Origin of the sequence: Oceanidesulfovibrio marinus (assembly GCF_013085545.1) — a bacterium.
Lineage (GTDB): Bacteria > Desulfobacterota > Desulfovibrionia > Desulfovibrionales > Desulfovibrionaceae > Oceanidesulfovibrio > Oceanidesulfovibrio marinus.
The window spans coordinates 2,019,130-2,031,737 of the sequence record NZ_CP039543.1 but is presented as its reverse complement, the minus strand read 5'-3'; the positions used below and the strand labels follow the sequence as shown (position 1 = coordinate 2,031,737).

At 63.2% G+C, this 12,608-nt stretch carries 12 protein-coding genes; 5 read left to right on the top strand and 7 right to left on the bottom strand.

Features of this window, described 5'->3' with window-relative positions; genetic code table 11:
• The first annotated feature begins 164 nt into the window (after positions 1 to 164).
• From E8L03_RS09085 to E8L03_RS09070, 4 genes are all read left to right on the top strand, one after another.
• Positions 165 to 989 carry a histidinol-phosphatase gene (locus E8L03_RS09085; protein WP_167512289.1) on the top strand — a complete coding sequence of 275 codons (825 nt, stop codon included), beginning with the start codon at positions 165 to 167 and terminating at the stop codon, positions 987 to 989.
• Between the two features lie 202 nt (positions 990 to 1,191).
• Positions 1,192 to 3,063 (top strand): bifunctional lysophospholipid acyltransferase family protein/GNAT family N-acetyltransferase, encoded by a 1,872-nt coding sequence (locus tag E8L03_RS09080; RefSeq protein WP_171267163.1) that lies wholly within the window; start codon positions 1,192 to 1,194, stop codon positions 3,061 to 3,063.
• 119 nt (positions 3,064 to 3,182) lie between these two features.
• Positions 3,183 to 4,763, top strand: coding sequence for an ATP-binding cassette domain-containing protein (locus E8L03_RS09075; RefSeq protein WP_171267162.1), 1,581 nt, complete (start codon positions 3,183 to 3,185; stop codon positions 4,761 to 4,763).
• Positions 4,764 to 4,948: 185 nt separating this feature from the next.
• Positions 4,949 to 5,641: a phosphoribosylanthranilate isomerase gene (locus E8L03_RS09070; protein ID WP_244963707.1), complete on the top strand. Its 693-nt coding sequence runs from the start codon at positions 4,949 to 4,951 to the stop codon at positions 5,639 to 5,641.
• Between the two features lie 445 nt (positions 5,642 to 6,086).
• On the opposite strand, the gene E8L03_RS09065 is transcribed toward E8L03_RS09070, so the two are convergent.
• The 4 genes from E8L03_RS09065 to E8L03_RS09050 all read right to left on the bottom strand — a co-directional run bounded on the left by E8L03_RS09065 (position 6,087) and on the right by E8L03_RS09050 (position 9,058).
• On the bottom strand, positions 6,087 to 6,476 hold the full coding sequence (locus E8L03_RS09065; protein ID WP_171267160.1) for a hypothetical protein: 390 nt from the start codon (positions 6,474 to 6,476) through the stop codon (positions 6,087 to 6,089).
• 203 nt (positions 6,477 to 6,679) lie between these two features.
• Positions 6,680 to 7,117: a sll1863 family stress response protein gene (locus E8L03_RS09060; RefSeq protein ID WP_171267159.1), complete on the bottom strand. Its 438-nt coding sequence runs from the start codon at positions 7,115 to 7,117 to the stop codon at positions 6,680 to 6,682.
• 469 nt (positions 7,118 to 7,586) lie between these two features.
• Positions 7,587 to 8,378 carry a 6-hydroxymethylpterin diphosphokinase MptE-like protein gene (locus tag E8L03_RS09055; protein WP_171267158.1) on the bottom strand — a complete coding sequence of 264 codons (792 nt, stop codon included), beginning with the start codon at positions 8,376 to 8,378 and terminating at the stop codon, positions 7,587 to 7,589.
• Positions 8,375 to 9,058 carry an acylneuraminate cytidylyltransferase family protein gene (locus E8L03_RS09050; RefSeq protein ID WP_171267157.1) on the bottom strand — a complete coding sequence of 228 codons (684 nt, stop codon included), beginning with the start codon at positions 9,056 to 9,058 and terminating at the stop codon, positions 8,375 to 8,377. The genes E8L03_RS09055 and E8L03_RS09050 overlap by 4 nt, the downstream gene beginning before the upstream one ends.
• Before the next feature lie 156 nt (positions 9,059 to 9,214).
• On the opposite strand from E8L03_RS09050, the gene E8L03_RS09045 reads away from it, so the two are divergent.
• On the top strand, positions 9,215 to 9,997 hold the full coding sequence (locus tag E8L03_RS09045; protein ID WP_171267156.1) for an HpcH/HpaI aldolase family protein: 783 nt from the start codon (positions 9,215 to 9,217) through the stop codon (positions 9,995 to 9,997).
• 116 nt (positions 9,998 to 10,113) lie between these two features.
• Here E8L03_RS09045 and E8L03_RS09040 read toward each other — a convergent pair whose 3' ends face one another.
• From E8L03_RS09040 to E8L03_RS09030, 3 genes are read right to left on the bottom strand one after another with little or no spacing between them, the layout of a single operon-like run.
• Entirely contained in the window at positions 10,114 to 10,764 is a 651-nt protein-coding gene (locus E8L03_RS09040; protein ID WP_171267155.1) for an HAD family hydrolase, read from the bottom strand.
• The gene (locus E8L03_RS09035; protein ID WP_244963705.1) at positions 10,761 to 11,684 is read right to left on the bottom strand and encodes an NAD-dependent epimerase/dehydratase family protein; all 924 of its coding nucleotides are present in this window, start codon (positions 11,682 to 11,684) and stop codon (positions 10,761 to 10,763) included. The genes E8L03_RS09040 and E8L03_RS09035 overlap by 4 nt, the downstream gene beginning before the upstream one ends.
• Positions 11,674 to 12,600 (bottom strand): phosphoglycerate dehydrogenase, encoded by a 927-nt coding sequence (locus E8L03_RS09030; protein WP_171267154.1) that lies wholly within the window; start codon positions 12,598 to 12,600, stop codon positions 11,674 to 11,676. Before E8L03_RS09030 ends, E8L03_RS09035 begins: the two co-directional genes overlap by 11 nt.
• Positions 12,601 to 12,608: the final 8 nt, after the last annotated feature.

Genomic DNA, 12,608 nt, shown 5'->3' with positions numbered 1-12,608 from the left:
CGGGTAGCGGGTCAAGAAGTCGGCCTGCAGGGGCCTTTTCCTGGCATCTTGCGTATGGCGGCAAAGGTACCTATAGAGACACCTCGACGCACGGGCTGCGTATGAACCTTTTTCCCGAAGCGTGGAGCGGCTTCGGCCCCCCGTGCATGAAGGACATTGATTTCGTGATTATCTCTGATCTGCATCTGCATACAAGCCATTCCCACGGACGACACTCTGCACGCGCCATGGTCGAGGCCGTATTGGCCAAGGACCTCTCGATAATGGCCTTTACGGAGCACGCGCCCAGACCAGATGGATACATCTACCCGGAAGACTATCAGGACAAGCTGGAACGCGAGTTTATGATCTACTGCGACGAGGTCCGGTCGTTGCGCGAGGAGTTCGCCGACCGTGTGGAGATCATCCTCGGCGCCGAAGTGGACTTCATCCCAGACGCGGCGGAGCAGATGCGCTCCCTGCTGCAGAGCGCCAAGCTGGACTACGTGCTGGGCGGCGTGCACTTTATAGGCACGTGGGGCTTCGACTTCACCCTGCAGGACTGGAAGATCCTGGACGACGAGGAGTGCTTCTCCAAGTATCGCGCTTACTACGGCATCATCCGCAAGATGGCGGAGTTCGGCGTGTTCAAGACTGCCGCGCACGTAGACCTGGTGAAGCTCTTTTCCATAGAGCGCTACCGCGTGTGGGAAGCCACGAGCGAGGGCGAGGCCGCCGTAGCGGACGCCCTGGACGCCCTGGCCGAAGCGGGCATGGCCATGGAGGTTTCCTCGGCCGGGCTGCGCAAGCCGTGCAAGGAGATCTACCCCGGTCCGCGCATCATGCGTATGGCCAGGGAGCGCGATCTGGAGATCACCTTTGGCTCGGACGCGCACGCCCGCGAGCAGGTGGGCTGGGCCTTCGATAACCTGGCCAGCTACGCCGCCGAGCACGGCTTCGACCACTCGGTCTGTTTCTCGCGACAGGGCAAGCGATGTCTGGAGTTCTGAAAACCCAGCATTGACGGCTTTTTCCCAAGGTTGAGCGGCCAACCCGACTATGGTAGAGAATCAAAGATTATCGGCACTGGCGCATCCACGGCGAATATGCGCGAATACCCCTCTCGATTATAACCCTGGTGTGGTCAGAACGTCGCGGCCGAGTTCCGCCGCAGGCCAGTAACTTTTTTCGTTTACGGATACCTTACGGATTATGGCCCACGAGGACATCTTTACCCTGGACCTCGCCAAGGAAAAAAGCGCCCTGCACAAGGTGCTTCTTTCGGCGTTCGGCAGACCCCTGGAACGGTTGATCGGGCTCGATAAGCTCAACGAGATCCATCGGAACTCGGCTGCGCTCAAGCCTGACGAGGAATTCATGTCGCGCGTCCTGGAGTCCATGGGCGCGGCGTACACGGTTCCCGACTCAGACATGCTCCGCATCCCCAAAAAGGGGCCGGTGGTCGTGGTGGCCAACCATCCGTTCGGCGCCATCGAGGGCGTCATCCTGGGCGCCATGCTCAAGCGCGCCCGCGAGGACGTGAAGATCATGGGCAACTACCTGCTGGGGCTCATCCCCGAGCTGCAGGACATGATCATCACCGTGGACAACTTCGGCAGCGCCGACTCCCTGAAGAAGAATATCCGGCCGCTCAAGGAGTCCATCCGCTGGCTGCGCGGGGACCACGTGCTCGCCATATTCCCCTCCGGCGAGGTCTCCCACCTGGACCTGCACAAGCGCAGGATCATGGACCCCGCGTGGAACCGCACCGTGGGCCGCATCATCCATCGCACCGAGGCTCCGGTGCTGCCGGTCTTTTTCCCCGGCGCGAACAGCCCCATTTTCCATGTTGCCGGGCTCATCAATCCCCGGCTGCGCACGGCCCTGCTGCCGCGGCAGTTCATCAAGCGCAAGGGCGGCACCTTCCCGGTGCGCATCGGCAACCTCATTCCCTACAAGAAGATCGAGCGCCTGGACCGCGATGAAGAGCTCATGGCCTACCTCCGGCTGCGCACCTACATGCTCAAACGGCGTGTGGAGGAGGATGGCGCGACCGCGCGGCGTCTCAAGCTGCGCCTGCCGCTGCTCAAGCGCGGCGCCGGAAAGTCCGGCAAGAAGAAGACGGAACCGCGCTCCCTGGAGCCAGTGGTGGAGGGCAAGGACCCCAAGCTGCTGATCGCCGAGATGGAGAGCCTGCCCCCGGACAACCTGCTCGTGGAGATGAACACCTTCCGGGTCTACAAAGCCAAGGCCCAGTCTATCCCCAACATTCTTGAGGAGATAGGCCGGCTGCGTGAGCACACCTTCCGCCAGGTGGGCGAGGGCACGGGCAAAGGCATCGACCTGGACCGCTACGACGAGTACTACGACCATCTCTTTGTCTGGGAGGCTGAGAAGCAGGAGCTGGTGGGCGCGTACCGCATCGGCCGTACCGACAGGATCGTTCCGAAGCACGGCATCGAGGGCCTCTATACGAGCTCGCTCTTCTCCTTCAAGCAGGCGCTTTTCGACCACATGGGCCCGGGCCTGGAGATGGGCCGCTCCTTTGTCCGGCCGGAGTACCAGCGCAACTTTGCGCCGCTGCTCCTTTTGTGGAAGGGCATTGCCCAGTACGTGCTGCTCTCGCCGGACTACAAGGTTCTGTTCGGGCCGGTCTCCATCTCCAGCGACTACTCGCCCATCTCGCGCGAGATGATCGTGCGCTACATGCGCGAGAACAACTGGATCTCCGAGCTCTCCAAGATGGTGAAGCCCAAGATGCCTCCCAAGTTCCGCAAGATGCGCCGCCACGAGATCCGCGAGTTCCGCAACATCTTCACCTCCGAGGATGACGTCTCCGGCGTCATCACGGACATCGAGCCCGTGGTGAAAGGCATTCCCGTGCTGCTCAAGCAGTACCTCAAGCTGGGCGGCAAGATCCTCGCCTTCAACGTGGACCCGGACTTCAACAACTGCCTGGATGGGCTGATCTACGTGGACCTCACCCAGGCCTCGCCCAAGGTTCTGTCCAACTACATGGGCAAGGACAACTACATCAACTTCATCGAATACCATATGACCAAGAGCGGGGAGCTGGAGCAGTAGACCGCCGGCGTTACGCAGCCATTCGGCGCACTCGCGGCCATTGACCTCGGTGCAGAGCAGTACCGGATGATCGGCAACGCCCGACGAGCTCCCCATGAGCTCTTGCCGGATACGCCACCATGAACCCCACGCCATTAGTCGCTTTCGACGACGCCCGCATCATCCGCGGCGGCGCCACAATTCTGCACATCGATTCCTTTGCCTGGATGCCCGGGCAGCACTGGACCATTCTGGGCCGCAACGGGGCCGGCAAGTCCACGTTCCTGGAGCTTCTCCGCGGCGATATCGCCCCGGTGCAGGACCCGGACGACCCCATGCGCGCCGCACGCACCTACTGCCTGGACGGGGTTGTGCGCACCGCGCCGGGGCCGGTCAAGCCGCGCATCGGCCTTGTCTCCCCGGACATGCAGGAGCGTTACCGCCGGCTGGAGAACCCCATCCGCGGCAGAGAGCTCGCCGCCTCCGGCCTGGATGGCGGCCCCTTCCTCTACCGTCGTCCTTCCGCAAAGGAGTGGGCGCGGGTGGACGCCGTGCTGGAAGAGCTCGGCATTACCTCCTTGGCCAGCGTATCGGCCGTGAACATGTCCCAGGGCCAGCTCCGGGCCGTGCTTCTGGCGCGGGCCGTGCTTGCCCTGCGCCAGGCCGCGGCCGGCGGTCATTCTCTGTTGCTGCTCGACGAGGTCACGCAAGGGCTGGACAGGACCGCCCGCCGCCGGGTGCTCGACCTGATAGAGCGCATCGCCGCCTCGCAGGACGAAGGCAGCCCGCGGCTGATGATGGCCACCCACCGGCCGGACGAGATACCCGCCGGTGTGGGCCACGCCCTGGTGTTCGAGCATGGCCGCATCACCGCGCGCACCACGCCGCAGGAAGCAGCGGCGCTTTACGCGGCGCAGGCTCCGCGAGTAGACTCCTGCCCGCAAGGGGTGAAGCTGGGCGACTCCCAGGCGACCGGCAAGGACCTCGTCCAGGTGGAGAACGCCACCGTGCTGCTGGAGGGCGCGCCTGTGCTGCACGGCGTGAGCTGGCGGATGACGACGGATACCAAGGAGAACTGGGCCGTGCTCGGCCGCAACGGCGCCGGCAAGTCCACATTTCTACGGCTGCTGTTGGGAGAGCTCCCGGCCGCGCCGGGCGGCAGCGTGCGCATGCCGGCCGCCGAGGCCAGCCCGCCGCCGTGGCCGCTGCCGGAGCAGGAACGGCCCGGTCTGTGGCGGCGCAAGCGCCGGCTGGGTTTTGTCTCCACCGAGCTGCAATCCCGCATCGAGCAGGAGCTCACGGTCTTCGATCTCGTCTCCACGGGGTTCTTCGCCAGCCTCGCGCCCTTTGACGTGCTCTCTCGCGACATGCTGGACCGTGTGTCCGCCTGGCTCGAACACTTCGGGCTGGACGAGATTTCGGACAAGGAGTTCGGCGCACTCTCCACAGGGCTGGCCAGGCGTGTGCTGCTGGCCCGCGCCCTGGTGCACGACCCGCTCCTTCTGCTGCTGGACGAGCCGTGCGGCGGGCTGGACTCCGGCTCCCGCGAGGCCTTCCTTGCCGCGCTGGATGCTGCGGTGCGTTGCGGCGCCCGGTACATCTACGTTACTCACTACCCGGAAGAGCTGCCCGAGACCGCGACTCACGTGCTGGTCATGGAGCATGGCCGCATCGTGTACGCCGGACCGCGGGAGGGCTCGCCGGTGCGGATGGAGCCGTAGCGGCGCAGTACGCTGTGGCGCAGACGGGCTATCGTCTAAATTTTTGGACAACTCCTAAAGTATGGCCTTAGATGTAGCGGTCTATTTTACTGGACAGAACTGTCGGCAGTTGCGGCCGTCTAATCACCCGCAAAAGCAGGCATGAAGGGGCAGGGATGACGCGAGGGTTTGTGCAGGCAGCCGGAGTGCATGACATTTCGGAAATGCTGCTGCTGGCTCAGTGCGGTGTGGATGCGGCCGGGTTCCCGTTGCGGCTGCCCGTGCACGCCGAGGACTGTGGCGAGGACGAGGCCGCGGCGATCATCCGGGAGGCTCGGCAGCAAGGCATAGCCATGGCGGCAACCTGCATCACCTACGAGAACGACCCGGCCGAGGCCGTTGGCCTGACGCGTCGCATCGGCGCATCCATCCTGCAGCTGCACGGCGACATCCTGCCTGCCGGGCTGGCCCGGCTGCGGACCCTGGGCCCGGAGCTCTTCATCATCAAGAGCCTCATCGTGGGCCGCTCCAGCGAAGGCCAGCTGCTGGGCGAGGCCAGGGCGGCAGCGCCGTATGTCGATGCATTCATTACCGATACCTTCGACCCGGCGAGCGGGGCCACAGGGGCCACTGGCCGGGTGCATAACTGGGAAACGAGCCGGCGTATCGCCCGGGAGACGGGCATTCCGTTGATGCTTGCCGGCGGTCTGGGGCTGGAGAACGTGGCCGAGGCAATCCGCCAGGTAGGCCCGGCAGCCGTGGATGCGCACACTGGCCTGGAAGGTCCGGATGGCCGCAAGGACGCCGTACTGGTAGAGGCGTTTGTGCGGGAGGCGCGGCACGCCTTTGCCGGGCTGAACCATGCTGCAGCGGGCACGGCGCCGTGGCCGGTTGGGTGATGGCGGCTTCGCATCAGCGCAGTACGCCTTGCCAGGGGGAGGGCGGCCGCGTGAGGTCGTTAGGGCATAGCGTGTCAAATCGCAGTGAACCGAAAGGGCTGGAGCGACCGCCGGCCCAGCTTCCGCTGCGGGCGGACGCTTGTCAGGCCGGCACAAATGCGCTAGGGAAAAGTCACCTTGTGCGTTATTACGCAAAGGGGAGCTGTCCGGAGTCTCGACGATAAATTTCCCGGTCCCAAACGGCCGGTAGAACAAAGGAGCACGCAATGGCACTGTTCTGGGTTGCTTTGGGTCTGATCAGCGTACTCTCCGTACTGTACTACTTCAAAAAGACCATCAAGTAGCGCCCGTTCGCGGCGTTCTTGCTGTCGTTTCAGATTGAAAAAGCCCGCTCCGGCTGATGCGCCGGTGCGGGCTTTTGCTGTCTCAACGGGCCGTGCGGCCGTCAGATATCTGTTGTGGTATTGGAGCTGTTCTGCCCTCCGGCGCCGCTCTGGCCGCCTTGCTCCTCGTGCATCATACCGCCGCCGTCGTTGCCCATCATTCCCCCGCCTTCAGTCATATTGCCTTCGTGCATCATGCCGCCTTCGGTCATGTTGCCTTCAGACATGTTCTGCTCGCCGGTCGTGCCGGGTTTCACGGGGGTCACCTCCTGCTTCATGGGCTCGGACGCATTCTCCTGGGTCGTGTCCGTGCCGTTGGGCTGGTCCGCGTAGTACTCGGTCTCGCTTTTTGTGGTGTACTCCTCGGCAGGCTTCTTATCCTCGTCCGAGCACCCGGCGGCAAGCAGCGCCGCAAGCATGACGAGAACGGAAAGAAAAATTGTAATGCGCATGGGCAGACTCCTGTCTCGGTTCGTCTGTTGCTGGGGCACAAAGAAATGAACGATATCGTACCGAGATTAGGACGCAGTGCGTCATGTCGCTATAGGAGTACGGCCTAAGGTGATGTCGGAATGGGGCCGACACCGGGAGCCGTCGCGCATGTTGCGAGGCTCCCGGGTGGCCGGGAAGAGTCAAAGCAAAGAGCGACGGGAGCTTAGGAGGAGCTCATTTCCTTCTTCAGGTTTTCGGTCATCTCGTCGATGGATTTGCTCAGCTTGTCGAGATTGTCCTTCATCTCGGTCTTCAGGGATTCATACGACTCCGCGGCAGAGGTCTTGAGCTCTTCGAGCTTGGACTTGGTGCTGTTGAGGGATTCCTCCAGCTCGGCGACCTGCTCCTCGTAGGTGGCGGAAACCTGTTCGGAAGCGTCTTTCATCTCTTCTTTGATGTTCTTCAGCTTCTCTTCCATCGCGGCCAGTTGCTCGTGGTATTCTTTTTCCACGTCGGCGCGGTCCACCTGGACGTCCTCGGACTTGAAGAGAACCTTGCCCTCGGTTGCGTTCTCCGCGGGCTCCTTGTCTCCGCCGCCGCAGCCGGCCGCGAGGAGAAGAGTCAACGCGGCAACAATCAAAAGAACATAGCGCATACGCATGGTAGTGCCTCCGGATATGGGTTCAAAAAAACAGATCGTGAACGCCTGCATTGCCTGGGCGAGGAGGACGCCGGAAGACAGGAAACCGCACTCCGAACGGACACGCTCTGCAACGATCCGGGTGCGGTTTCGCGGCGAGGCGAAACTCCTCATTTCACGGGTAGTATATCCAAATAAATCGGCATCACAAGGGGAACGGATAAAAAACAGCGGATAATTACACAATATGTACAGAAGGGGGGGAGGCGGAAAGGGCGGATTTGGTGTGTCCGATTTGACGTTGAAAAACCGGACGGAACGCCACGCAAGCTGCTGGATGTGAGCAAGCTTACATCCATCGGCTGGAAGGCCGGTATTGATCTGCGGGAGGGACTGGCCCAAGCGTATGCGTGGTATACGGAAAACGAGGTTCGGCAATCCGGTCCGGATATGTGAACCGCGCATCGACGATGTACTATAGGGCAAAGTACTACACCCCTCCACCAAGAAACACATCGAGGGGCATGCGCTCGAACACCTCAAGGCGACCGCCGTCTGTGCAATTCACGATGCGTCGTCCTGCGTCCGCATAGGTGGTGCGCGCGATTTCGTAATGATACTCCGAGGCTGCGAGGTCCGGCAGGTTCCAGCGCAGACCGGCGCCGAAGTAGTGCGGATCGAAATGGTTGGTGTCCGGTTTGTTGGAGAGGACTTCCTGATTGGGCCGTCCCTGCGCTGAGAAGCTGTGGTCGCAGCCGACGAGCGCAACATCTTGAAATCCCATGTGGAAAGCAAGCTGCAACGCCACGTACGTCACCGTGTACCCCTGGTTGATGGACAGGCGGCAGTCCTGTGCAAAGAGCCCTTGTTCCGGGCAGGAGTGCAGATAGACCACGCCCTGGCGCGGGCGCACCCACTGCCTGCCGGCCCGATCCAGAAACAGGGGGATGGACGTCTCGTTGAAGAATGGCGCGTTCTGCTCCATCACCAACGGGTTGACCGAGACAATGGCGTGCGGTCGGAAATCCGTGCGGGAAAACAGCAGGTTGATCTTGTTGAGGCCGAAGGCGAACACGCCGCTCTCGCGCACCGCGTCAAAGTCCACAGCGTTGAGGCTGGGGCCGTTGCAGAGCACCAGGGCCTTGCGGCCGGCATGGGTGTTCCGCAGCCGGCCGAGACAAGCACGGCTCTTCCATGACAGCGGGTTGATGTCCCATGCGAGCCGGCGCCGGACCAGACGCCATGCGATGCGGTAGGGGTTGATGGTTCCGGCGGTGCTCATGCGATATCGCCCCGCCGCCGCATTTCCAGAAGCGTCTCGGCCAGTATCCAGTCAGCCTCATCATCGATGTCCACGGCCTCGATTCTGCCCACCTCGAACATGGCCGCACTCGTGCCGATGCGATTGTCGTTGGCGCGGCGGAATCCTTCCGCGGAAAACAGGTAGAGTGAGGAGTTCTCCTCGAACACCGGCTCCAGATCCTGGGTCCGCAGCAATGTGGCGGGATCGTGGTTCATGGGGCTGCCGCCGGCGCTGTAGAGCCGTGTCTGCAGCCGCGTGACGCCGAACAGGCTGTCGTGTCCGGACAAAGCTGCGAAGTACTGCGCCACGGCGCGGCTGATGGTCTCCGGCGTGAGAAGCGGCGAGGTTGCGTGGGCCTGCAGATAGTGCCCCTCGCCGAGAAGCGCGACGTCATGGGCGATGATCCGGTTCATGGATACATCATCGCCGCACAGCTCTGCTGGGCGTACATGTATGTGCACGTGTTCAGATATACCTGCGGCGTCTTGCGCAATGGGTTCACTATCCGTATTGATGACGACTCGGGAGATATGCGGCGACGCCAGCAGGGCGGAAAGGACCCAATGGAACAGGGGGCGGCCCACAATGACGCGGGTGTTCTTGCCGGGCACGCGTTCGGAGTGCGCCTTCATGGGCAGCAGGGCGGTGACTGTGGTCATGGGGTGGCTCGTGTGCTTGCGAAACATTCAAGGACGCTGGTACGATACATTCAACAAAAACGAGGCATGATACGATGCGGCGGCAGGGCAGTCAAAGCATCGTATGGCTCTTCTGTCCATACACGGAGTGTCGTCATCAGCCTCACAGGGAGAATCATGGAATCGCTCAAGGCAGGTATTGCATCACGTGGCCATGTCGTAGGCTCCTTTGTGAACACAGGCAGCCCGGTATGCGCTGAGATCATGGCCCGCGTCGGGTTCGACTTCCTGGCCGTCGATGCCGAGCACTCGCCGGTGGACGTGCCCCAGACCTTCTCGCTGATCCAGGCCATCGCCTCGGGCAACCCGGCCTGCGCGCCGCTGGTGCGCCTGCCGCATACAGGCTACGCCGAGATCAAGCGCTATATGGACGCCGGAGCCGTCGGCGTGATCGCGCCCATGGTCAACACCCGCGCCCAGGCAGAGGAAGTGGTCGCGGCGGTGAAGTACCCGCCGTTCGGCCGCCGCGGTGTGGGCTACTGCCGCGCCAACGGCTATGGCACGGCCATTGCCGAGGGCGTGGCCGCGGACAACGACGCCACCTTTGTCTGCGTGCAGGCGGAGCATGTGGACGCCGTGACCAATCTCGATGAAATCATTGCCGTTCCCGGCGTGGACGCCGTGTTCATCGGCCCGTACGACCTGAGCGCGTCCATGGGGCTGACGGCGCAGTTCGACCACCCGGACGTGATTGCGGCTATCAGCCGCATCCATACCACCTGCCGGGCGAAAGGCATTGTCTCCGGCATCCACGTGGTGCAGCCGGACCCGGCCGCCGTGGCCAGGTACATCAGGGACGGCTATGGCTTCATCGCCTGCGGTCTGGACATCACCTTCCTGGCCAACGCCTGTTCAGACGGGATGACGCGCATTCGTCAGGGCATCGCGGACGCGGAGTAGAACGCCGTAGCAAGAATTGGTGGGTTGTCGGCTGTCCAAAATTCTGGACGCATGGGCGCGCCGTAAGGCGATGGGCCTCCCCGCGGTTGCCCTTGATTGTGGACAGGCGGCAGGCGTCAGCCCGCCGTGCGGATAGCCACACGCGGTGAAATGGCCGTGCTTTGCGGAAAGGGCGAAGGGGCGCCCGCCGGTACAATGCCCAGGAAGGGCATGGCCACGGCGCGGGCCGTGTCGTAATCCGTGCTGGCGTCTCCCACAAAGAGGCTGCGGGCGGCTGTGAATCCCGCGCGAGTCAGCTCGTCCATCACGATCTCCGGCTTGGGCCTGGGCGAGCCGAGCACCGCGGCAAAGTATCCATCCAGCTTGCGCGCCCGCACGATGCGCAGGAGCTCCTCTTCCGGAGTGCCAGAGACTACGTACATTGGCAGCGCGCCGTGCAGGGCGTCCAGCGTCTCCTTGGCGCCGGGCATGAACGAGGCCTCCAGCACGGAGTCGTAGACGAGGTCGGCGAACTGTTGGCCCAGCTCGGCCAGCCGTTCCTCTGTGGCTGTCTCGCCCAGGATGTTCTCAATGGCGTGGCGGAACTTAATGAAGCGCGACAATCCGCCGTGCTCCATCTGGAAGTGCACCACCTCGCGCTCCACGTCCGGCCCGTACGGGCGGAAGAGAGTGGCGAAGGCCTCGGTTTTCACATGAACGGTGTCGAGAATGACGCCGTCGAAATCGAAAAAAACGGCTTGGGCGTCCGGAGGAAGAATATAGGTCATGAACCGCCGTTCTCCTTGAGCAGATTTTCATATATTTCGGCCATGCATTGCAACAGGCCCTGGCCCATGTCTATGTGCGGGTTGGCCGTGAGCTTTTTCCCGGGCTTGGGGCTGAAGTTGTACGGGGTGAGCGTGTAGTGCGCCTTGCGGTTGGAGGGCTGCATGTCGATGGCCACATCGCCGTGCAGCATCTCGCGAACCATGTGCAGGAGCTCGGCGTAGCGCATCTTCTCCGTGCCGGTGAGCATGACGCGTTCGTTCTCGAAAGCCGCATCAAGGATCTGCACGCTGATGCGCGCCGCGTCCTCCACGTGGATGTACTCGCGCACTTCCTCGCCCGTGCCGCGGTAGCTGATGCACTTGTCGCGCAGGGCATGTCGCAGCAGACGGTGGATGGAGTTCCGTTCGTCGGCGCGGGTTCCGTATAGTGAGCCGTAGCGCAGGATGGTGTAGGGCAGGCCGCGCTGCTCGTGAAAGTCCTCGATGAACAGCTCGCACGCCTGCTTGCTGGAGCGGTAGAAGGAGCCGGCAGCACTGTACACATAGGCCGAGCTGGCAAAGACGAAGCGCTTGATCCGCGTGCACGCCTCCAGCAGCCGGACCGTGCCCAGAATGTTGATCTCGGCGACCTGGGACGGCTTGGTCTCGCACTCGTCGATGTCGGCTATTCCGGCGAAATGATAGACGTAGTCCATGTCCTGGGCGATGGAGCCCACGAGCTCGGCGTCGAGGATGTCGCCCGTGGCCATGCGCTGATCCGGCCGCAGGTAGGGGGACTCCACGGCGTCGAAGATGGTGACTTCGTGCCCGGCCTCGCTCAGGGCGTCGGCCACGTGGCTGCCCAGAAAGCCGGCCCCGCCCGTGACCAGGGTGCGCGGGCGGTCCTGGTGTCCAGAATCCTGGACAGAATCAGAGGGCACCGGCGATCTCCAACGCTTCAATGAGGTTGTCCACGGCTTGGTGCTCCATGAGGATGCGGGCCTCCTGCGCGTAGGAGCCGATATGGCCGGTGAGCAGGGTATTGGGCAGGTCGCGCAGCGGTCCGTCGTAGGGCTCGGACTCGTAGCAGTCGATGCCGGCTCCGGCGATGCGTTCTTCCGAAAGCGCTTGAGCCAGGGCCTGCTCGTCCACCAGGCCGCCGCGGGATGTGTTTATCAGAATGGCGTCCGAGCGCATGCGCGCCAGGGCCGGTGCGTCGATAAGGTGGTGGACGTCGGCCGAGTAGGGCAGATGCAGCGAGACGATGTGCGAGCGCTCCAGCAGCTCGGAAAGCGGTGTGAGCGGGAAACACGCAGAGTCGGACGGGCATGGATCGGTGCCAATGATCGCGCATCCGAACGGTTCGAGGAGCGCGGAAAGACGCATTCCGACGCGGCCGCACCCCACCAGCCCCACGGTCCTGCCGGCCAGCAGGTTGCCCATGGGCCGCACCCACTCCCCGCGTCGGATGCCGGCGTCGGAAAGGCTCACCTTGCGCAGCAGGGTCAGGATCATGCACAGGGTCAGCTCGGCCACGGCCTGGGTTGGGGCGTCCGGCGTGTTGCGCACGGCAATGCCCAGCTCGGCCGCGGCGGCCACGTCCACGGAGTCCATACCGATGCCGGCGCGGGAGATCACCTTCAGCTGCCCGGCGGCGGCCATGACGTCGTGGGTCAGGGGCTCCACCCCGGCGATGATGCCGACAGGATCGTGCTCCCGGATGAGTTCGAGCGCCTCCGCCTCGATGAGCTTCCTGCCGTATGGGTTGAGCACGACCTCGAAGCCGCGTTTGCGCAGGCGGTTCAAGGGGGCGCTGTCTGCCGCGCCAAAGCTGGACGTTGTAATCAGGATATTCACACAGTCAC

What these genes read in the sequence shown, in the direction of transcription:
- E8L03_RS09080 (WP_171267163.1), top strand. Translation starts at nt 1,192, where the DNA reads ATGGCCCACGAGGACATCTTTACCCTGGACCTCGCCAAGGAAAAAAGC.
- E8L03_RS09040 (WP_171267155.1), bottom strand. Translation starts at nt 10,764, where the DNA reads ATGACCTATATTCTTCCTCCGGACGCCCAAGCCGTTTTTTTCGATTTC.
- E8L03_RS09065 (WP_171267160.1), bottom strand. Translation starts at nt 6,476, where the DNA reads ATGCGCATTACAATTTTTCTTTCCGTTCTCGTCATGCTTGCGGCGCTG.
- E8L03_RS09045 (WP_171267156.1), top strand. Translation starts at nt 9,215, where the DNA reads ATGGAATCGCTCAAGGCAGGTATTGCATCACGTGGCCATGTCGTAGGC.
- E8L03_RS09050 (WP_171267157.1), bottom strand. Translation starts at nt 9,058, where the DNA reads ATGACCACAGTCACCGCCCTGCTGCCCATGAAGGCGCACTCCGAACGC.
- E8L03_RS09060 (WP_171267159.1), bottom strand. Translation starts at nt 7,117, where the DNA reads ATGCGTATGCGCTATGTTCTTTTGATTGTTGCCGCGTTGACTCTTCTC.
- E8L03_RS09075 (WP_171267162.1), top strand. Translation starts at nt 3,183, where the DNA reads ATGAACCCCACGCCATTAGTCGCTTTCGACGACGCCCGCATCATCCGC.
- E8L03_RS09055 (WP_171267158.1), bottom strand. Translation starts at nt 8,378, where the DNA reads ATGAGCACCGCCGGAACCATCAACCCCTACCGCATCGCATGGCGTCTG.